At 37.5% G+C, this 19,652-nt stretch carries 21 protein-coding genes; 7 read left to right on the top strand and 14 right to left on the bottom strand.

What is annotated here, in order from left to right:
• Positions 1-68 precede the first annotated feature (68 nt).
• Together gnd and A2U94_RS11555 are read right to left on the bottom strand one after the other, a co-directional pair.
• Positions 69-965, bottom strand: coding sequence for a phosphogluconate dehydrogenase (NAD(+)-dependent, decarboxylating) (gene gnd / locus A2U94_RS11560; RefSeq protein ID WP_025909140.1), 897 nt, complete (start codon positions 963-965; stop codon positions 69-71).
• A 208-nt stretch (positions 966-1,173) separates the two neighbouring features.
• Positions 1,174-1,716, bottom strand: a complete 543-nt coding sequence (locus A2U94_RS11555) for a peroxiredoxin (protein ID WP_025909141.1) — start codon at positions 1,714-1,716, stop codon at positions 1,174-1,176.
• A gap of 341 nt (positions 1,717-2,057) precedes the next feature.
• Between A2U94_RS11555 and A2U94_RS11550 the strand changes: the two genes are divergently transcribed.
• A complete protein-coding gene (locus A2U94_RS11550) occupies positions 2,058-2,924 on the top strand; it encodes a mechanosensitive ion channel family protein (RefSeq protein ID WP_025909142.1) in 867 nt (288 codons plus the stop codon).
• 36 nt (positions 2,925-2,960) lie between these two features.
• On the opposite strand, the gene A2U94_RS11545 is transcribed toward A2U94_RS11550, so the two are convergent.
• The 4 genes from A2U94_RS11545 to A2U94_RS11530 all read right to left on the bottom strand — a co-directional run bounded on the left by A2U94_RS11545 (position 2,961) and on the right by A2U94_RS11530 (position 6,363).
• Positions 2,961-4,088: an N-acetyldiaminopimelate deacetylase gene (locus tag A2U94_RS11545; RefSeq protein ID WP_025909143.1), complete on the bottom strand. Its 1,128-nt coding sequence runs from the start codon at positions 4,086-4,088 to the stop codon at positions 2,961-2,963.
• A gap of 65 nt (positions 4,089-4,153) precedes the next feature.
• Entirely contained in the window at positions 4,154-4,870 is a 717-nt protein-coding gene (gene dapD, locus A2U94_RS11540; protein ID WP_025909144.1) for a 2,3,4,5-tetrahydropyridine-2,6-dicarboxylate N-acetyltransferase, read from the bottom strand.
• Positions 4,871-4,989: 119 nt separating this feature from the next.
• A complete protein-coding gene (gene ccpC / locus A2U94_RS11535) occupies positions 4,990-5,880 on the bottom strand; it encodes a transcriptional regulator CcpC (RefSeq protein WP_025909145.1) in 891 nt (296 codons plus the stop codon).
• Between the two features lie 246 nt (positions 5,881-6,126).
• Complete coding sequence (locus A2U94_RS11530) at positions 6,127-6,363, bottom strand: YkuJ family protein (protein ID WP_025909146.1); 237 nt, start codon at positions 6,361-6,363, stop codon at positions 6,127-6,129.
• A gap of 230 nt (positions 6,364-6,593) precedes the next feature.
• On the opposite strand from A2U94_RS11530, the gene A2U94_RS11525 reads away from it, so the two are divergent.
• Positions 6,594-6,830, top strand: a complete 237-nt coding sequence (locus A2U94_RS11525; protein ID WP_025909147.1) for a glutaredoxin domain-containing protein — start codon at positions 6,594-6,596, stop codon at positions 6,828-6,830.
• A 23-nt stretch (positions 6,831-6,853) separates the two neighbouring features.
• Here the strand turns inward: A2U94_RS11525 and A2U94_RS11520 are convergent, their stop codons facing one another.
• From A2U94_RS11520 to fadH, 3 genes are all read right to left on the bottom strand, one after another.
• On the bottom strand, positions 6,854-7,342 hold the full coding sequence (locus tag A2U94_RS11520) for a DUF3993 domain-containing protein (RefSeq protein ID WP_025909148.1): 489 nt from the start codon (positions 7,340-7,342) through the stop codon (positions 6,854-6,856).
• Positions 7,343-7,458: 116 nt separating this feature from the next.
• Entirely contained in the window at positions 7,459-8,670 is a 1,212-nt protein-coding gene (locus A2U94_RS11515; RefSeq protein ID WP_025909149.1) for an EAL domain-containing protein, read from the bottom strand.
• A gap of 247 nt (positions 8,671-8,917) precedes the next feature.
• Positions 8,918-9,682 carry a 2,4-dienoyl-CoA reductase gene (gene fadH / locus A2U94_RS11510; protein WP_025909150.1) on the bottom strand — a complete coding sequence of 255 codons (765 nt, stop codon included), beginning with the start codon at positions 9,680-9,682 and terminating at the stop codon, positions 8,918-8,920.
• 223 nt (positions 9,683-9,905) lie between these two features.
• Here fadH and A2U94_RS11505 point away from each other — a divergent pair, with 223 nt between their 5' ends.
• Both A2U94_RS11505 and A2U94_RS11500 read left to right on the top strand, forming a co-directional pair.
• Complete coding sequence (locus A2U94_RS11505) at positions 9,906-10,778, top strand: metallophosphoesterase (protein ID WP_025909151.1); 873 nt, start codon at positions 9,906-9,908, stop codon at positions 10,776-10,778.
• Between the two features lie 99 nt (positions 10,779-10,877).
• On the top strand, positions 10,878-11,135 hold the full coding sequence (locus A2U94_RS11500; RefSeq protein ID WP_025909152.1) for a hypothetical protein: 258 nt from the start codon (positions 10,878-10,880) through the stop codon (positions 11,133-11,135).
• 35 nt (positions 11,136-11,170) lie between these two features.
• On the opposite strand, the gene A2U94_RS11495 is transcribed toward A2U94_RS11500, so the two are convergent.
• Together A2U94_RS11495 and A2U94_RS11490 are read right to left on the bottom strand one after the other, a co-directional pair.
• Positions 11,171-13,303: an RNA degradosome polyphosphate kinase gene (locus A2U94_RS11495; RefSeq protein ID WP_025909207.1), complete on the bottom strand. Its 2,133-nt coding sequence runs from the start codon at positions 13,301-13,303 to the stop codon at positions 11,171-11,173.
• A gap of 123 nt (positions 13,304-13,426) precedes the next feature.
• Entirely contained in the window at positions 13,427-14,959 is a 1,533-nt protein-coding gene (locus tag A2U94_RS11490; protein WP_035320394.1) for a Ppx/GppA family phosphatase, read from the bottom strand.
• Positions 14,960-15,119: 160 nt separating this feature from the next.
• On the opposite strand from A2U94_RS11490, the gene A2U94_RS11485 reads away from it, so the two are divergent.
• On the top strand, positions 15,120-15,629 hold the full coding sequence (locus A2U94_RS11485; protein WP_025909205.1) for a L,D-transpeptidase family protein: 510 nt from the start codon (positions 15,120-15,122) through the stop codon (positions 15,627-15,629).
• On the opposite strand, the gene A2U94_RS11480 is transcribed toward A2U94_RS11485, so the two are convergent.
• Together A2U94_RS11480 and A2U94_RS11475 are read right to left on the bottom strand one after the other, a co-directional pair.
• Entirely contained in the window at positions 15,626-16,411 is a 786-nt protein-coding gene (locus A2U94_RS11480; RefSeq protein WP_025909204.1) for a glucose-1-dehydrogenase, read from the bottom strand. The two genes, A2U94_RS11485 and A2U94_RS11480, sit on opposite strands and share 4 nt — an antisense overlap.
• Positions 16,412-16,459: 48 nt before the next feature.
• Positions 16,460-17,317, bottom strand: coding sequence for a GRP family sugar transporter (locus tag A2U94_RS11475; protein ID WP_025909203.1), 858 nt, complete (start codon positions 17,315-17,317; stop codon positions 16,460-16,462).
• Between the two features lie 216 nt (positions 17,318-17,533).
• On the opposite strand from A2U94_RS11475, the gene A2U94_RS11470 reads away from it, so the two are divergent.
• Positions 17,534-18,004 (top strand): YkyB family protein, encoded by a 471-nt coding sequence (locus tag A2U94_RS11470; protein WP_025909202.1) that lies wholly within the window; start codon positions 17,534-17,536, stop codon positions 18,002-18,004.
• Between the two features lie 72 nt (positions 18,005-18,076).
• Here the strand turns inward: A2U94_RS11470 and A2U94_RS11465 are convergent, their stop codons facing one another.
• A complete protein-coding gene (locus tag A2U94_RS11465; protein ID WP_025909201.1) occupies positions 18,077-18,982 on the bottom strand; it encodes a chemotaxis protein in 906 nt (301 codons plus the stop codon).
• 308 nt (positions 18,983-19,290) lie between these two features.
• Between A2U94_RS11465 and A2U94_RS11460 the strand changes: the two genes are divergently transcribed.
• The gene (locus A2U94_RS11460; RefSeq protein WP_025909200.1) at positions 19,291-19,485 is read left to right on the top strand and encodes a protein YkzT; all 195 of its coding nucleotides are present in this window, start codon (positions 19,291-19,293) and stop codon (positions 19,483-19,485) included.
• Positions 19,486-19,652: the final 167 nt, after the last annotated feature.

Here is a 19,652-nt window from a genome sequence, read left to right as displayed (position 1 = left end):
TTCTTTTCTCTATACATGTCAGCTTGCAGAAAAAAAGCTGCGGATTTCCACAGCTTTTAGATTTCCCTTTACTTTTTCTCTACAGCATGACCACCGAATTCATTTCGAAGAGCAGCTACAACTTTCCCGGTAAAGGTATCATCTTCTAATGAACGATAGCGCATCATTAGTGAAAGCGCAATAACCGGTGTTGGAACTTGTAAGTCTAAAGCTGATTCAACCGTCCATTTTCCCTCTCCAGAAGAATGCATCACGCCACGGATATCATCCAAACGAGGATCTTTTGAAAAGGCACGTTCCATCAGCTCAATTAACCACGAGCGGATAACAGAACCATTGTTCCATACTCTCGCAACAGCTTCATAGTCATAATCAAACTGACTTTTTTCCAACACATCAAACCCTTCTGCAATTGCTTGCATCATACCATATTCAATTCCATTATGTACCATTTTCAAGAAGTGGCCGCTTCCTGCATCTCCTGCATACAGATAGCCTTTTTCCACATTTATATCTTTAAAAATAGGTTCAATGTGAGCGAAAGCTTCCTTATCTCCACCAATCATCATGCAGGCTCCATTTCGTGCTCCTTCCATTCCACCGCTGGTTCCGACATCAAAAAAGTGAATCCCCTTTTGATGAGCTTTTTCAGCACGACGAACAGAATCTTGGTACTTTGAGTTTCCACCATCTATAATAATATCTCCTTCATCAAGCAGGCCTTGAAGCTCATTTATTACCTTTTCTGTAAGATCTCCCGCCGGTACCATCACCCAAGCTACTTTTGGCTTTTCTAATTTTTTAACTAATTCTTCTATTGAGTGAGCCCCTACAGCTCCTTGTTCTTCCAACGTTTTAACCGCTTCTTTATTCACGTCAAATGCTACAACTGCATGGTTGTGTTCCATCAAGTTTAGCGAAAGGTTCGCTCCCATTTTTCCCAGACCAATCATTCCAATTTGCATATAAATTCCTCCTTCAATACTAAATTATCGTTAGTATGATATAAATTCGTCATCTTCAAACGTATTTTCTACTTTCTAAACAAAACATAAAAAACACTGATGTCTACTTTTTAGAAACACCAGCATTTATATATTTTCACTTGGCTTTAACTAATTCTTCAGCCGAACTTTAGCTGTAAGAAAGCTTTTATCTTTGCCCTAAGCTTTTTTATAACGTAGCTTGTCCTGATTTCCAGTTTGCAGGACAAAGCTCCCCAGTTTGTAAAGCGTGTAATACGCGCAGCGTTTCATCTACATCTCGGCCAATGTTATTATGGTTGACAACAGCGTACATCAGTTCTCCTTGAGGATTAATAATAAATAAGCCACGTAAAGCTACGCCTTTTTCTTCAATTAAAACGCCATATTCACGTGAAACAATATGATTTGTATCTGCAGCTAAAGGATAGTTAACTGGTCCTAATCCGTTGTCTCGTCGATCTGATTTAATCCAAGCTAAATGCGTATGAATAGTATCTGTTGAGACGCCAATTACTTCTGCCTCTAACTTTTTAAACTCATCGTATCGATCTGATAAAGCCGTAATCTCAGTTGGACACACTTTTGTAAAATCCATAGGATAAAAGAACAGAACTGTCCATTTATCTTGTTTCATATTTTCTTCTAAGCTTACTTTTCCAAACTCTTTATTCGGCAATACTGCTTCCATTTCAAAGCGTGGGGCCTGCTTGGCTACCATGCGTTCTGGCATGAATCATCCCTCCAACATAATAATAAACTCAGGTTTATTCTGCTCTTCATTTAAATATAGTAAATTATACCTATTAATTCGTTACAAACTACATGAAATAGGACGATATACATGTTATGCCCTATTTTTATCTAAGATAAACGAACTTTTTTTGCTCATTTCTAGAAAAAATAACGTTAATGACTTGCAAAAAGGGACAAATTAAGTTTAGCATGTCTAATAGCGGGAATAAATTAATGTACTGAAAGAGCCAGAAACTAAGCAAGTTTTTACATTACATATGGTTATCTTCTTCACTTATTTCCAGTTAAGGATTTATGTTTAGAAAGGATGAATTTTTTATGTTGAATTTTTCAGAAGTCAATTGGGAACAACTTCTGACAGTTGCAGGGGTAGTTGCGTTAAAACTTATCCTCATCTTAATTGGTTTCTTAATCGTACGTTCCATTGGAACTCGTATTATTGATCGTTCTTTCAACCGTATGATGGAACGTGATAGCGTGTCAAAAGGTAGAGCACTTACGCTTAAAAGCTTAATGGTAAATGTATTTTCATACGTTCTTATCTTTATTGTTATTGTAATGTTACTTGAAACTGTTGGTGTGCAGGCAACAGCGCTTCTTGCCGGTGCTGGAGTCGTGGGATTAGCAATTGGTTTTGGCGCGCAAGGACTTGTGAGCGATATTGTTACAGGATTTTTCTTACTACTTGAGAAACAAATTGATGTGGACGATTATGTAACAACAGGGAGCTTTTCAGGCATTGTTGAATCTGTAGGACTTCGTACAACTCAAATTCGCGGATTTGACGGAACATTGCACTATGTGCCAAATCGTGAGATTACAAGCCTAAGCAACCACTCTCGTGGAAATATGCGTGCGCTTGTAGACATTGGCATCTCATATGATGACGATATTGATCGCGCAGTTTCTATTTTACAAGAAGTATGTGATCGTATTGCACAAGAAGATGAAAACATTGTAGATGGACCAAACGTTCTTGGTGTTCAGGGGCTAGGTGCATCAGACGTTGTACTACGAGTAGTTGGAAAAACGAAAAATGGCGAGCAATGGGGAGTAGAACGTAAGCTTCGTAAAGCGTTTAAAGAAGCATTTGACGCGCATGGAATTGAAATTCCTTTCCCACACCAAGTATACGTTGAAAAGCCGACTGGTGAATCACCACAGCCCGCTAAAGATAACGGATAACGAAAAAACCCTGGAAGTTTAGCTTCCGGGGTTTTCTTATGCAATGCCTTTCATTTCGAAATAGCGAGTAATAAGAGAAATGGCTACCTCAATTGCCTTCTCATCAGGCTGAAGCTTTGAATGATGAAGACCATAAGGAGAATTTACTCCAAGCCAAAACATAAAGCCAGGAATCTCTTTTAACATGTAACCAAAATCCTCTCCCGTCATCGCTTTTTGACACTCAATAACCTCAACTTCTTCTTGAGCTCTAGCAAATGTCATAAATTCCTTTGTCATATCATGATTGTTGTAAACTTGATGATACATACAACCATAATCAATGACTGTCTCACACTGATAACCTACTTCCACACCTTTTACAATAGCCTCAATCCGCTCTTTAACACGTGCCATTGACTCAGGAGATAGCGTACGAATGGTTCCTTCAATGCGAGCGCGCTCAGCAATAATATTTTGAACCGTTCCAGCAGTAATTTTGCCAACGGTAATAACAGCACTATCTAATGGATCAACGTTTCTAGCAACGATTGTTTGTAGCTGTGAAACCAATTGACAAGCGGCTACCACCATATCATTTGTGTTATGTGGGTATGCTGCATGTCCTCCTTTTCCTTTTAAATCAATAAACAGTTCAGATGTGTTCGCAAATAAAATGCCTTCTTTCACCGCAATTGATCCTACTGGATATTCAGGAGCAATGTGTAGCGCAACAATTTGATCAGGCTTCCACTCTTCCATAATCTCGCTTTCAAGCATTGGCTGAGCTCCCCCCGGCCCCTCTTCAGCGGGTTGAAAGATAAACAGCAAGTTATCATCAATTGGATGGTTTGCAAAGTGTGTTAGAATGCCTAAACCAATACTCATGTGAAAATCATGACCACAAGCATGCATTAAACCTTCATGAGTGGACGAAAACTCATACTCAGTTTCTTCCGTAATTGGGAGACCATCAATGTCAGCTCGATAGCCGATTGTTTTCGTTGGTTTTTTCCCTTTCACTTTCACAAAGATGCCGGTTTTCCACGTTTTAATTTCAAGGTGTTCTTGAGGAAGACTTTCAATATAGCGTAGTAAAAACGCTTGCGTTTTTACTTCTTGAAAGCCTAGCTCAGGTATTTTATGTAATTCTCTGCGCAAAGCAGCAAATTGAGAAATGTCCACGTACCAAAAATCCTCCTTATAGTTAAGAAAGCGTGGTTGCCCACGCTTTCTGTGTCTTTCGCTTATTAGTCGTTTAGTTGACGAAGCTCTTGTTTGATTTCAGTTTTTGATTTTGTTTTTTCGTCAATTTCTTTAATAACACGAGCTGGTGTACCTGCTACTACCGTATATGGTGGTACATCTTCAACTACGATTGCACCAGCGGCAACAACTGCACCTTTACCTACTGTTACACCTTCTAGAACAACTGCGTTTGCACCAATTACAACATCGTCTTCAACAACAACTGGTTTTGCAGAAGGTGGCTCAATTACGCCAGCTAATACTGAACCTGCACCGATGTGACAGTTTTTACCTACTGTTGCACGTCCACCCATTACAACGTTCATATCGATCATTGTACCTTCACCGATTACAGAACCGATGTTGATTGAAGCACCCATCATAATAACAGCATTGTCTCCAATTTCAACTTGATCACGAATGATTGCACCTGGCTCAATGCGCGCTTTGATATTTTTCATATCTAAAAGCGGAATTGCAGAGTTACGACGATCGTTTTCGATAACGTAATCTTCTACTTTTCCTTCGTTTGCTTCAATTACAGCTTGAATTTCTTTCCATTCACCGAATACAACACCTGTGTTGCCAGTTACGAATGTTTTAGAAGAAGCGCCGAAGTCGATTCCTTCTAAATCACCTTTTACATATACTTTTACAGGTGTTGATTTTGTGCTGTTTTGAATAAATGAAATAATTTCGTTTGCATCCATCATTTTCATATTATGTATTCCTCCTAAGTTAGCATTTGCTTCATTTTACTAATGTAACAAAATGAGTTCCACATGACAAGTTAGAAGTCACGTAATTTTCTCATTTTTTCACATAATGCGTAGATGTATTATGATAGCTCTTTTTCTTGCTGTTCTTTGATATACTCTTTGACAATTTCCATAAATGCACGCACTTGTTTCAGCTTAAACGCTGACTCATATCCTACTAACCAAGTATCTCTAGTAATCGGCTCTTTATTTTCTTTTAATAGTGGAATGCGATGTAAGTGCTGCGCATCTTTCACAGCAATTGACGGTAAAATGGCAAAACCCAGACCGTTTAAAGCCATTTGTTTACACGTCTCAATTTGGTCTACAACAATCGTTCGCTTTGGAGTTGTATGAAACTCCCTGTGCCACCAATCGAGTATTTCTTGATAATAGGTGGAATCACTTTTAAATTGAATAAACGGTCGATCATTATTTGGTACCTCAGAGGCATCTTCAATTTCAGTATCTACTAAATATAAAGGGTCGGTAAAGAGATGTTCCTTTACACCTTTCCATTCGGGATTTCCTCGAATAATTCCGATATGAACTTCATCTTCGTAAATATAGCGAAGCATTTCGCTGCTCCATCCCGTTACAAGGGAAATCTTTGCATGGGGGTATTTATCCATATACTTTTTTAAAACCGCTGGCAGCCAATGCTGGCCGATAATGGAGGCTACAGCGAGCTTTAACGTACCGTATACTTCGGTGTCTAAATGATGAAGATCTTCTTTTACTTGGTCTTCTTTTTCAACAACTTCCTTTGCAAACTGCACAATTTTTTCACCAGCTGGTGTTAAAGAAAGACCTTTTTGGGAACGGATAAAGATTTGAGTATCCCATGCCCGCTCAATTGTTTGCAGGCGCTGTGATAAAGCTGGCTGCGATACAAATAAGCGCTCAGCTGCTTTTCTCATATTTAATTCTTGGGCCAATACGACAAGCATGCGACATTCTACTAATTGCATTTTGCTATTCCTCTCAACACATTGTTTTACTTTTTCACCTTCTAATCATATAAAAAAATGCTTCAGAAAGATAGACAAAAGTTATTTATTGTCAAGATTCTTTTTAACTTTTTATATAAAATGAAGGACGTTTAGTATATCAGTTATTTTTGACATATAAAAAGCCTTGGATACACGTAAATGTGCACCCAAGGCTTTAATTCGAATCATCGACAATTTACAGATCTAAGCTGATTAATGGCTTCATTAATGAATTAATTCAAAAATCTCAATTGCAATCATGTCAATATTATCAAATTGATAAACGCTTGGCTTCTCGCCATCTTGATATACTTCAAGTTCAAACGTTTCAGTTTTCGCATGATATTTCACGCTACAAATTCGTTTTCCATCTACTTCGAAGAAGCGTTGTGGTGCTTCACTTCCACTTGCTTGCTCACGGAGATTCACAAGACGAGTTAAAATACCTTGTAATTGTGACATATAATCTCTCCTTTCAACGATTACATCATTACTTACCCTATTTAAGGCTTGTTTATTCATTCTCATTTCTTCAGCATGAATCCTCATGCATAAAAGACACCATTTCACTATATGCCACATACAGAAAAAACACAAGTACTTTACATGAATTTTCGTAAGAAATTGGCTTATTATGGCGCAGTTTGTCGTTTTTGATTATAATATCATATTATACAATAAGGAGTTTTAAGATGAAAAACGTAGAGTTATATACACAACCAGCTTGTCCACCGTGTGAAATTGTTAAACTGTTTTTAAAACACAATAATATTTCATATAAAGAATATGACGTTTCCAAAGATATAGCAGCTAGAAATCGTATGATTGACGTATTTCAATCGTATTCAACACCAACTGTTAAAGTCAATAATGATGTGGTAAAAGGTTTTGATTTACAAACACTAGAAAAACTTTTAGATCTTTCTTAAGTTAAACACTTTATGAGAAAAGGTTAGCTCGGCTTTTGATTACTATATGTAAATCCTGACACTTTCCATTTTCCTTCATGGCGAGTCAACGTCAGCATCTCATAATGCCCAACGTAAGATACGGGGCCATCTTTTACAGCCGGAAAATATTCGAAGACGTAAGCTTTTTGCATAGATGGATGAACCGCTACCTTTGTCTGTTCATCATATGAAAAATACGGGATATAATGAAGAGCAAAATCAGAACCGTATACGGTATACCCCTGAGCTTCTTGAACCATATTGTCATCTAGAAATTTCTCTGCATAACTTTTTTCAAAATATGGAAGCAGTGTATTCATTGCTTTTTCCTTTGAATAATGCTCGTTCGTTAAACGAAGCTGTGCTTGAAATGCTTCATGTAGCGCAGTAAAGATTTCATTGCGCGTATCTCCGTCGACTTCAGCCTGGGCGGGCGTATACAAACACACTACACATAAAAATATGATTATGGATGCTACTACTTTTTTCATAAACGATCATCCCTTTCGTTTTAATTAGTAATAGCTTTCCTTCTTTTTAACCCCATATTCTTTCATTTTTAGAAATAAAAAAAAGCATGCCCCCAACTAAGAGTGGGCATGTTTTTTTATAATGCGTCTTTCTCATATAAAAAGGCGTATGAAATATCAATAAATAGATAATGACCGTTTTCAATTGGGTACGAAAAGGTTCGGATGTTCTCTCCTGTTTCAATATCGTTATATAAGTCCGATAAAATCCCACGTTGCTCATGATTCATTCGGATGATATTTTCGAGAAAATACGGACGCCAGCTCCAGTTTTTGTGAAGGTAATCTGGCTCAGCAATCCATTCATGTTCTTTCTTTAAGAAGTTTGATGAGCGCTGAAACCCATTCTCGTCGCATATATATACTCGAAAGCATGCGATTGAAAGCTCACTCGCAATATACTGAAGCATCTCGTCATAGCCTTCCATCTTGCGACATTGACTCATTAACTGCTGCATTTTCACTTCGAAACTCTCCGTTAATTCATAAATAGCCTGTAATTTTTTCTTTTCATGAGCAATAAACATTTCAAATTGATTTTTCAATTTATCTTTTAACAGAAACGGGTCAACCAACTCAGCTGATGGTTTATGTAAATAGAAACCTTGAAAGTACCTCCCACCGTTACGCCATGCATATTGCAGCTGGTAAGAAGCCTCAATGTCTTCATACAGCAGGGTAGCTCCCATTTTACGCGCTAGCAATGATAACGAGTACAAAACGTCTTGATAAGACTGCGTCATAGCGGTTTGTCGTAAAATATGCAAATCTACTTTTAAGATATCTGGTGAAAGCAAACCAATACGATCTAAGTTACTGCTTTCTTTACCGATATTATCAATTGCCACCTTAATGCCATACGTTTGATAATATTTCAACAAATGCTGAAGAGATTCAATATCACCATTAAAATTGTGCTCAGTAATTTCTAAAACAACTCGATTAAGTGATAACCCCTTTGTTTCAAAATACTGCAATAGTTCTAACAGTGATTCTCCATGGTCATTCATCAATAAATTGGGATTTTGATTAATAAAGATTAAAAACTCTTCTTTCTGCTCTAAAATGTGATTCAATGCTTTTGTTAAAACGGCATAATCCACTTCAATTCGATATTCATCCGGAATCGCATCATCGTGAAAAAAAGCTCCTAAACTTTCAATCTCGTCATCTTGTTTAATCCTTGCTAACACTTCATACCCAACAATCTTGTGTTCATCCGCACTAAAAATTGCTTGATAATATGGAAGGGTGTTCTCTATGTTTGTTAACACATCTAAAGGATCCATGACGTTCCCCCTTATCATATAGATTCAATTCAATCCTCTTTCCAGACCTTTTGATCTACTTTCATTGGTTTACGTAAGCGCAATGAATATTCAAGCTTTTTTGTAGCATTCAATGTGCTCAATTACTATATATACATTTTTAGTAAGTATAATATGAAAATCCTGTTTTTGCTAGTCTTTGCAATGAAGTAACGCTTTCATAAAGTTCAAAAAAGCAGACATTCGACTGTCTGCTTTTTTCCTTCATTTAAAAAGGATATTGGTTTAACCATTGACCTCCATCCATTGTTATGCATTCACCATTAATATAAGAGGCTTCATCCGAAAATAAGAATGCAGCTAGTCCTGCAATTTCTTCTGGTGTACCAAATCGTCTAAGTGGTACCGAATTAAGTGTACGCGCTTTCATCTTTTCAGATTGAAATAATTTATCTGCTCCACCAGTACGCTCAATTGGTCCAGGAGCGATTGCATTCACTCGAATACCATATTTACTTGCCCATTCAACAGCTAATGTTCTTGTCATTGTTAACACGCCAGCTTTAGCTGAAGCTGAATGAATAACTCCAGCACCTGCATTCCAGGCATATGTAGCTACAATATTCGTAATGGCTCCTTTAATCTTGTGGTCAATCCAATACTTTCCTACTTCGGAGCTACAGTAAAATGTACCGTTTAACACAATATCAATAACACTTTTCCAACCGTTTACTGAAAGCTCTTCTGCAGGGCATATAAAATTCCCTGCGGCATTGTTAATAAGGTAGTCGATTCGCCCAAACTGCTTATCAGTTTCACTTACCATCCGCTTTACATCTTCAGGGTTTCGTACATCCATCTGCACAGGTAATACTTGATTTTCAAATGTTTCAATCTCCGCCTTCGTTTCTTCTAACCTCTCTAGAGACCTTCCAGTAATTACGACATACGCTCCGTCGCTAGCAAAACGCTTCGCCATATGTTTGCCCATCCCACTTGAACCACCTGTTACAATCACTACTTTCTCCTTCATTCTGTTATCCCCCTTTTATTAAAACTCTTACTCTTTTATTCTACCTTTTTTTATCTAAAAGAGAAATGAATAGTTATTCACTTTTCTCGAAAATAAGTTTTTTTTACTAGTTATTTAGGTAAATAAGGGTTTTAAGTTTTATCCTTTTTTCAGAGGTGCTATAATTAAACTTTAGCCATTATAAGTAGAATGGCAATATGAAAGAGAATAGGTTGATTTTAAAATGAAAAAGACGTATACACGACGCTCTTTTTTAAAAGGTTTACTTTCTTTATCGTTAGGAACTGTATTAACGACTTCCTTTGGTTATACATATGCGAAGTATATTGAGCCAAGGCGACTCCAGATAACGCGTAAAAACATCTTTTCAAACAATATTCCAACCGGCTTTCACAATCGGACAATTTTACAATTTAGTGATACTCACCTTGGGCTTTCTTATAATCTTCAGCAGCTAGAAGAGCTTGTTAGTAAGATTAACAGCCTCAAACCTGATGTCATTTTGTTTACAGGAGATTTAATGGATGCACCGAATGAATATGCTTATCCGCATCGAATTCCTCCTATTTTACACCGATTAAAGTCGCCTCTTGGAAAGTACGCAATTTACGGAAATCATGATCATGGAGGATATGGTACGACGCTTTATCAAGATGTAATTCAAGAATCAAACTTCCAACTTCTAGTCAATGACGTACGCACCATTACACTTGATAGCGGCGAATATATCCAGATTTGTGGGTTAGATGATGTGATGTTAGGAGATCCTCAATATGAACAAACACTTAGTCGATTAGAGCCTTCTACTTTTTCAATCGCTATGATTCATGAACCTGACGTAGCAGTTAAAGCTGCGGCATTTCCCGTTGATTTACAGCTATCAGGGCATAGTCACGGAGGACAAATTCAGCTTCCATTTTTCGGGCCGTTAATCACTCCTCCTTTTGGTACAGTTTATCCAGAAGGATTTTACGAGGTTGGAGAAAGCAAAATGCAGCTATATGTGAACCGCGGCATCGGCACAACGCGCATTCCTTTTAGATTTTTAGCTACACCTGAAATTACATTATTCACACTGAAGAAAACGTCTAGTTAGACGTTTTTTTGTGATTACACTAGAAACATATAGTAAGACAGACTCATAATGAAACCTACCACCATACACTACATAGACAACATTGAAGGAGGTTGAATTATGTATCATCAATATTATCCGTATGGCGTATATCGTACCGCTCCTAACGGTGAACAGCGCTTTTTTGCTTTGCCATTCGTAGCTGGCCTAGCTGGTGGCTTACTTGGAGGACTAGCAGTGAGCGGATTCGGTGGACGCCCGGTTTGTTGCCCTCCGTTCTACCCATATCCACCTACTCCATACTATGGAGGTCCACATGTTTACAACACTTTCTATGGAGCTCCAGGCACACCAGGATTTGGCCCCATTCCTCGATAACAAGTGCAAAAGCCGATTTCTATCGGCTTTTTTGTTTACTCTTCATCTTCCATGACTTGATATGCTAGTTGCCTAAAAACTTTTTGGCTATCAACAGCTTCTTGTTGCCCCTGCGGCAGGTAATAGTAATTTCCGCTCGCATCCTGCTCTCTAGCTTTTATGTTATCTTCAAGCATAAGGTTTAACCATTTTAGCGTTCTGTTTTTTAACGATTTTTCGAGAATTGGAAATAGAATTTCAACGCGCTTTACCATATTTCTTGTCATCATATCAGCAGATGAGAAATACACCTTTTTTTCTCCATTGTGATGAAATGTATAGATGCGACTATGCTCTAAAAACCTCCCTATAATACTCCTCACTCGAATATGTTCGCTAATCCCTTCCACTTTGGGACGCAGACAACACGTACCGCGGACAATTAAATCAATGGACACACCAGCCTGCGAAGCTTCATATAACTTCATAATTAATGCCTTATCTGTCAGGGAATTCATCTTAGCAATAATTCGGCCATTGCCGTGTTTTTTATGACATGCTATTTCTTTATCAATTAACGCAAGGAAATCATCTCGAATATCAAACGGCGCAACTGATAAGTGGTGATAAGCTGGCTTTTGCGTATAACCACTTAAGTAATTAAAGAAATTAGTTGCATCAATACCAAACTGGCGCTTTGATGTTAAGTAACTAATATCCGTATAGATTTTAGCCGTTGCGTCATTATAATTGCCTGTGCCAAGATGAACAAATCGCTCAATTCGATTGTGGCGCTTCCTGACAACAAGCGTAATTTTGCTATGCGTTTTTAAGTGTGTCATCCCATAGATAACGTGACAACCCGCTTTTTCTAATTTTTTTGCCCATTGAACGTTCTTCTCTTCATCAAACCGTGCTTTTAATTCAACCAATACGGTAACCTGTTTTCCATTTTCAGCAGCTCTTTGCAGCGCTTTTATGACGGGTGAATCTCCGCTTACACGATATAAAGTTTGTTTAATGGCTAATACATCAGGATCTTCTGCAGCATCGGCTACAAAGTCAACAACCGGCTCAAACGACTCGTAGGGATGATGAAACAACAAATCCTGCTCTAACAATTTTTCAAAGATATCTTCATCCGATGCTAAATCTTGCGGAGGCTGCGGGATAAACATTTCAACACCTAAATGCTCATGCGTCACTTTAATCTTGTCACAAAACGAAAACAGCATGGTTAAATCAAGAGGTGAGTCAACTACGTACACATCTTTCGTGTGGATATCCAACACTCTTTTTAAATAGACTAGAACCTGTTCATCATAATAAGAGGCTTTTACTTCTAAACGCACAGCAGCGCCCCATTTTCGTTTTTTCAGCTCTTTCTCAATTTCTTTTAAAAGGTCTCGAGCTCCTTCTTCATGAATGGTCATATCCGCATTTCGCGTAATGCGAAACTGCGTCACAGATGTTACTTCATAACCGCTAAACAATTGCTGAATAAAGTGGGCAATCACTTCTTCTAATAAAACGAATGAGCGTTCCAATGAATCCGTTGGGAGTTCAATATACCGTTCTAAAACCGCAGGCACCTGCACAATGGCAAGTCTTCCTTTTATCCCCATAACTTGCTGCTCTTCGTTATCTTCTTTTAATACCACAGCTAAATTTAAACTTTTATTGAGAAGTATCGGAAACGGTCGGTATGCATCAACTGCCATTGGAGTTAAAACAGGAAACACTTGATCTATAAAATAAGATTTTAAAAACTCTTTCTGATGCGTCGTTAATTCCTTGATTGAAACAAAGTTGATTTGTTCTTGTTTTAACAATGGCAATAAAGTATGCATATAGGTTTCAGATTGAACTTTAATGAGCTCATGATTTTTAATCGCGATTGCTGAAAGCTGCTGTTTTGGGGTCAGTCCCGCTTTATTCTCAGGCTTATTAAATCCTGCTTTTACTTGATCTTTTATTCCTGCTACTCTTACCATAAAAAATTCGTCTAAATTAGAGCTGAAAATCGCTAGAAATTTTAATCGTTCTAAAAGAGCATTCCGTTTATCAATCGCCTCTTCTAGTACGCGCTGATTAAATGCCAACCAGCTTAGTTCCCGGTTATTATAATAAGAAGGGTTTGTCAGTTCATTTTCTTTATCCAGTCTATATATTTTATCCACATCCACCATCTACATTTCCCCCCAAATGCTCTCCTTTTTTAATTAATATCTAATTATGAACTAATTATAAAGATAAGATGAACGACATGTATATTTTTTATTTCTTATTTTGTACAGGAATAGTATTACCTTTTAATTCGTAATGTATTTAAAATTCAACGCAATAGGTTTTTTCAACACTTTTTCTAAATGCTTTTTTTGTTTTTCAGCTTGGTATTCTTCCGCTTTATAATTACCATTACACACGAGCGTAAAAGTTAACATTGCATCCGTAATCTTGACTTCTATATGTGTTACCACATTTCGCTTAGTTGCATTTAAGCTTGTTGCCAATTTTAATAGAGCTCCTACTAATAAGAGTTTTCTCTGTTCTTCTTTTGAAATCCATTCACGAAACGGCTCAATATATTGTCTAAACGTAGATTTCCCTTTATAAGAAGCAACTAATGCTAACTTTAGGCGTTCTAAATGCGTTAACCCGTCAATTGTACGATTTGCTAATAAATAAAACGTATGCTGACTGCTGGATTCTGAATCAATATATTCTCCCAAATGAAACACTTGAGCCCCTTTTCTTAACAATTCGAGGTCATCATCTGTTAAGGTTGGTAAAGCATTCACTCGCAGGTGCTGAAACAGCATTGTAGCGGTACGCGTTACTTGTTGAACGTAAATTGGATTAATTTCAAAGTCATCGACAAGTTCTTGAAAACTACGTTCCACTACGTCGGGATACATTGTTCCCTGGCTTTGCTCATGTGCTTCTTTATATAGCACTCCTTCTCTAAGCCCTTTACGACTGAGAATAAATGAAGGCGCGTTTACGACCTCACACAGGGCTTGAAACACTTCAATAGCAGGCATAATGGTGTCTGCTCGATCTTTGGATAGCCCTTCTAATTTTTGAAGTTCAGCGTAGGAGTAGGGGGTAATAATTGTTTTCACTTGTGCAATGTCCCTAGGTGCCATTTTATATTGATGCACCCCAGCAAGCGGATACTGAATAAAACTTTGATGGAGCTGTACAAGATTTCTCGCACTTCCACCGATTGCTACAATTGGTACATAGCGTTTTTTAAGCCAAGATAGCGTTTGAAATTCACTTCGTACAAAATCACGGATTTTGCCTCTTTCTTCATTGGTCGGTACATGGTCTTTCACATACTGCAAACGTAAGGAGAGCGCACCAAAAGGAAAGCTATGATATTCAACAAGTTCTCTATTTCGAAAGTAAGTAAGTTCTGTGCTCCCTCCTCCTATGTCAATTGTTACAGCTTCTTCTATTGAAGTTGAATTCGTCACGGCAAAAAAACCATAAAAGGCCTCTTCATATTCCGATAAGATCTTCATTGAGAAGTCAGTGTTTTCTTTAACCAGCTGGACAATGTACTCTTTATTTTTAGCTTGTCTAACCGTAGCAGTCGCTATGCAGCTAACGTGTGTTAATTCGTGATGACGCGTAATAATTTGAAACGTTTGTAGCGTTTGAAGCAAAACATGAATGCCTTCTTCGTTTAACAAACTGTCATTATCTAAATAATTACGTAATCTGGCTACTACTTTGAGGTTTTCAATTTGCTTGAAGCCTTTCCGTTCTCTATTTTCATAAATCACTAGTCGCATTGTATTCGACCCAATGTCAATCATTCCGTGCTTCATTTTCATTTTTGTTCAACACCTTCTAATTTCGTATATATGAAACCTTTACTCTATTGCTCACTTTCTCCTCACGCTGTTCATATAGTAACAAATAATCCTATAGATTTATATAATAACGAAAAATTCTGTTAATTTTAAAAAGATTTATGATTAAGGAGGGAAAGTCATGCTCCATGTTGTGAAACAAGGTGAAACATTGTATCAAATTTCACTTGATTATCGAAGGCCTTTCAGTATGATTCTTGCAGCCAATCCAGGGTTAAACCCAAACATCATCGTACCAGGGCAAGTAATTCTTATTCCTGACCTACCAGATAAAACAACCATTCCATATTCCATTCATGTCTTTATCGCGGAGAGAGAGTTGGAGCTAAGAGAAAATAATGTTGTGAAAGCAACTTACCCAATTGCTGTTGGGCAGATGCTTAGCACAACACCTGTTGGAGACTTTGTCATTGTGAATAGAGAGCCAAATCCCGGTGGACCATTTGGTACAATGTGGCTAAGCCTTTCAAAACAATCCTATGGCATTCATGGAACAAATGACCCTAGTTCGATTGGAAAAGCCGTTTCAAAAGGCTGTATTCGAATGAAAAACGAACAAGTAAACGAACTTGCTTCCATTGTGCCAAATGGTACCGGTGTGTATATTCGTCCTTCTAGAAGAATGAATTAACCTTTTCCTGCTTGAAAACTTGGATATAGGGTCATTCCACCATCAGCATACAGCGTGATGCCCGTAACATATCTAGCTTCGTTCGATGCTAACCATGCCGCGACGCTTGCAATTTCTTCTGGTTCTCCAATCTTAGCCATTGGAATCAGCTTTTCCACATCGGCTTTGGTTGATGGATCTGAGAATTTTTCAGCATTGATTGGCGTATTAATCGCACCTGGACCAATTGAATTTACGCGAATTCCTCTTGGCGCATATTCTAATGCTAACGTTTCTGTCATCATTTTAATGCCGCCTTTACTTGATGCATAATGAACAAAATGTGGCCACGGGATAATATCGTGTACGCTTGACATGTTGATGACCGTACCTTTGATATTATGTTCAAGCATGTAATTAATTGCTTCTCTACACCCCATAAACGTCCCTGATAAGTTAACAGAAATGACTTTGTTCCATTCTTCAAGCGACATTTCATGAGAGGGAATTTCTTTTTGAACTCCAGCATTATTCATCATGACATCTAGCGATCCAAATGTCGTATGAGCTGATTCAATCAATCGCTTCACATCTTCTTCTTTTGATACATCAGCTTGTACAGCGATTGCCTCTCCACCATTTTGCTTAATTTCTTCCACTACTTTTTGAGCATCTTCACTTTTTGAACGATAGTTCACAACCACTTTCATTTTTTCTTGTCCAAATCTTATTGCAATTGATTTTCCAAGTCCAGTTGCCGCTCCTGTCACGATTGCTACTTTTCCTTCTAAATCTTTATACACAGTAATCGCTCCTTTTTTTTCTGGTTTCGTTTTTTATGAGAGTTTTATTTATTTTTTCGTAAATCCAAGCAGTACCCCACCTACGATGATTAGAATACAGCCGATGATGACAAACGTAATTTGTTTTTTCGATTTCTTTTCACCAAGTAGGAAAATACCACCTAACGTTGAGATAATAATTCCCATTTGTGAGAATGAAAAACTTGTTGCTACTCCGACACGAGGAGCTGCTACTAATAGACCAATATTACCTGTTGCCCAAACAAATCCTGTTAAGATGTTGCGTGTAGCATATTTGTTAAATGGCTTATGACGGAAAGTAAGAAGCAATGCACCTGATAGCATACCCAAAGACTGTGGTAAAATCGCAGACCAGCCTTCTACTCCAAACCATTGAACGACGATAAAATAACCTATGTAACCTAATGTTGAAATGAAAAGTGTAAACATCCCTTTACCAAATTGACTTTTCCCATCAGCTTCTTTGTTATTTTTATCATTTAATGACGTAAACACTACACCTACAATAATAAACGCAAGAGCAGCAATTCCAATTAGTAGCTTTGTTTGAGTTGACCATTCACCAAACAGTAAGACACCAAATAACGATGTCCCGACTAGCTGCATACCTGTGGAAATAGGCTGTGTTTTTGATACACCTAAATATTCAACGGCTGAGAATTGGTTCATTTGACCAACTGACCAGAATAAACCTGAAACAAAACCTACAATAAAGATTTTCCATGTAAGTTCAGGTGAGACAATAAAAAATGCTACAATCGAGAATAAAAGCGCTCCTCCAGTTAAACCAATTGTTTGGCTATAAGCTTTGCCTCCGAGCTTCGAACTTACAAGTAAAATACTCCCCCACATGACAGCGGGAATTAATGCAATTAAAATATCCACTTCATTCAACACCTTCTTATGCTTTCAAACTTTTGTTGTATTATTTGTATAACCTCTCATTTTTAAACGAAACCTAAAAGAAAAATATTTTTGAATTTATCCAATCTCTGTGTAATTATTTTCAAATTGGACAAGACACGCTATAATAAAAGAACTAAGCCTTATGAAACAGCATTTGCTTCATGAAGCGACTAATGAAAGGGAGTGAATTTATTTATGCCTCATTCAACCAACCAAGAAACGTTCAATCCATCTACTGCTGAGATTGCACAAGCTATTTTCACGGTAAACAGGCACGCTAAAGCAGCCCCTGATCCGAAGCAGCTTTATACGTTAAAAAAGCTTGCGCTTGAGCAACTGATTTCAGAAGGAAAAGCAAAAAAAGAAGGACTTCATTTTTCACCTAACCCAGGTAAAAGTCAGCAAAAATCAGATGTGCTGGTATCCGTTGGAGATTACTTTTTCCATATGCCTCCTAAAAAAGAGGACTTCAAAGAACTAACACACCTCGGTCACTTAAACCATCAATATCGAAATCCCAAAACGACAATGTCACTATCTTATGCAAAACGATTATTATCCAAATATACTGGCTTTTTATTATCAGCACCTAACCCTGTTCAGCCTTCTAATGTTCGCAAACGGCAGGCGCCTGTTTTTAAGCCACTAGGTAAAAGCTATTGGTAAGTAAATAAAAAAGTGCCTCAAAGAAACAATTGAGGCACTTTTTTCATTAACTTGATATTGCTCACAACTACTTTATAAAATAAATTCATCAATCATTTGCACTAGTTCACCAATTTGCGGTTTACTTACTTGTGCTTGTGCACCAACCATTTTTCCTTTATGACGTAAATCTTCTGTGATTAGAGATGAAAAAATAATAACAGGGAGTGCAGATAAACGATCATCTTCTTTTATTTTCTTGGTAAGATGATGTCCATCCATTTGTGGCATTTCAATATCTGTAATAACTAGTTGTACCTCATCTTCAATGGCATGGCCTGACTCTACGAGTGATTGTAGATAAAGTAACGCATCATACCCGTTTTCAAAAAACTCTGTATTGGCATAGCCTGCTGTTTCCAATGTATCTGAAATCATTTTGCGTAATAACGGTGAGTCTTCAGCAACTACTAATCGCTTGCTTGATCGCTGACGCTGACCTAATCGCTTAATTTTAGACTGATCAATTCCAGCTTCAGGATTAACGTCGGTGACAAGTTTTTCAAAGTCCAGTAATAAAATCATATCGCTTTCATCTTTTACTACACCCGTGATTTGAGTTTCTAGCCCTTGGTATAAATCTGAAGGCTTTTCAATTTCCATCCACGATATGCGATGAATTTGCGTGACTTGATGAACGTGAAAAACAATTTTTTGTTGATTAAATTCTGTGACAATAAATTTATCCTTAGCAGGTTGATTCGATGCTGGGCGCTTTAGTGCCTTCGCAACGTCAACAACAGGCAGAACTTCTCCTCTCAGCTCAATGATTCCTTCTATGTAAGAATGGGAATTAGGAACCGGTGTAATGGTTACTGGGTTAATGATTTCTCGAACTTTAATAACATTGATTCCAAAACGAATAGTATCGACTGAGAATTCAACAATTTCTAGCTCATTTGTTCCGCTTTCTAATAGGATTCCTTTATCGTGCTGCATAAATTTTCGCCCTTCCATAGTAAAGTGTACTTATGTAGTGGTCGTCCTTTATTATAGTAATGAAACTTTATAGTCGTAAAGTAAAACCACCTAAAAAATAAATGTTTTTAACATAAAACGTTTTCATCTCTGTATTAGTAATTATCGGCTGAAAGTGCGAGAGGTTTAATAACAAATTCTTATCTTCTAGGATATAACTCGTTCACAAAATGTTAACGAAAATCTTTGTAATACCTGTGGACGATTGAATTGAAACCCTTTATACTACACATGATAAACCACAATTACTTAAAGAAGGTGTATGTTTAATGAAAGGTTCCGTCATTCTTTTTAATGATGAAAATGAAATGACTATTATTGAAGATGTAGAAGAAGAGATTTACGAGAATATTAAAGAGCAAGCTGGCACAGATCACTGTATCGTGACATTAGACAACCAAACGGTGGACTTCGGTCATGTATCTCCTGTGTACTGGCGCGAAGGAAACATACACACTGACTGATTCTAACTATAAACATAATGCATAATTGCTTTGAAAGAGGCTGGGACATAAGTAATTCAGCCAATGATAAACCTGAACGATTGAGAGTTCATAACTTTTAATCGTTCAGGTTTTTTGGTTGATTGTGAAAACAATGTTGGAAACAGGGTGGAATGGAGCGTAGGTCA

Origin of the sequence: Bacillus sp. VT 712, from assembly GCF_001614195.1 — a bacterium.
Classification (GTDB): domain Bacteria; phylum Bacillota; class Bacilli; order Bacillales; family Bacillaceae_H; genus Priestia; species Priestia flexa.
This window is presented reverse-complemented; position numbering and strand designations above follow the sequence as displayed.

Bases quoted from the DNA above. Each gene is read 5' to 3' on its own strand.
- gnd (WP_025909140.1), bottom strand. From the start codon at position 965: ATGCAAATTGGAATGATTGGTCTGGGAAAAATGGGAGCGAACCTTTCG.
- A2U94_RS11555 (WP_025909141.1), bottom strand. From the start codon at position 1,716: ATGCCAGAACGCATGGTAGCCAAGCAGGCCCCACGCTTTGAAATGGAA.
- A2U94_RS11550 (WP_025909142.1), top strand. From the start codon at position 2,058: ATGTTGAATTTTTCAGAAGTCAATTGGGAACAACTTCTGACAGTTGCA.
- dapD (WP_025909144.1), bottom strand. From the start codon at position 4,870: ATGAAAATGATGGATGCAAACGAAATTATTTCATTTATTCAAAACAGC.
- ccpC (WP_025909145.1), bottom strand. From the start codon at position 5,880: ATGCAATTAGTAGAATGTCGCATGCTTGTCGTATTGGCCCAAGAATTA.
- A2U94_RS11530 (WP_025909146.1), bottom strand. From the start codon at position 6,363: ATGTCACAATTACAAGGTATTTTAACTCGTCTTGTGAATCTCCGTGAG.
- A2U94_RS11525 (WP_025909147.1), top strand. From the start codon at position 6,594: ATGAAAAACGTAGAGTTATATACACAACCAGCTTGTCCACCGTGTGAA.
- A2U94_RS11520 (WP_025909148.1), bottom strand. From the start codon at position 7,342: ATGAAAAAAGTAGTAGCATCCATAATCATATTTTTATGTGTAGTGTGT.
- A2U94_RS11515 (WP_025909149.1), bottom strand. From the start codon at position 8,670: ATGGATCCTTTAGATGTGTTAACAAACATAGAGAACACCCTTCCATAT.
- fadH (WP_025909150.1), bottom strand. From the start codon at position 9,682: ATGAAGGAGAAAGTAGTGATTGTAACAGGTGGTTCAAGTGGGATGGGC.
- A2U94_RS11505 (WP_025909151.1), top strand. From the start codon at position 9,906: ATGAAAAAGACGTATACACGACGCTCTTTTTTAAAAGGTTTACTTTCT.
- A2U94_RS11500 (WP_025909152.1), top strand. From the start codon at position 10,878: ATGTATCATCAATATTATCCGTATGGCGTATATCGTACCGCTCCTAAC.
- A2U94_RS11495 (WP_025909207.1), bottom strand. From the start codon at position 13,303: ATGGTGGATGTGGATAAAATATATAGACTGGATAAAGAAAATGAACTG.
- A2U94_RS11490 (WP_035320394.1), bottom strand. From the start codon at position 14,959: ATGAAAATGAAGCACGGAATGATTGACATTGGGTCGAATACAATGCGA.
- A2U94_RS11485 (WP_025909205.1), top strand. From the start codon at position 15,120: ATGCTCCATGTTGTGAAACAAGGTGAAACATTGTATCAAATTTCACTT.
- A2U94_RS11470 (WP_025909202.1), top strand. From the start codon at position 17,534: ATGCCTCATTCAACCAACCAAGAAACGTTCAATCCATCTACTGCTGAG.
- A2U94_RS11465 (WP_025909201.1), bottom strand. From the start codon at position 18,982: ATGCAGCACGATAAAGGAATCCTATTAGAAAGCGGAACAAATGAGCTA.
- A2U94_RS11460 (WP_025909200.1), top strand. From the start codon at position 19,291: ATGAAAGGTTCCGTCATTCTTTTTAATGATGAAAATGAAATGACTATT.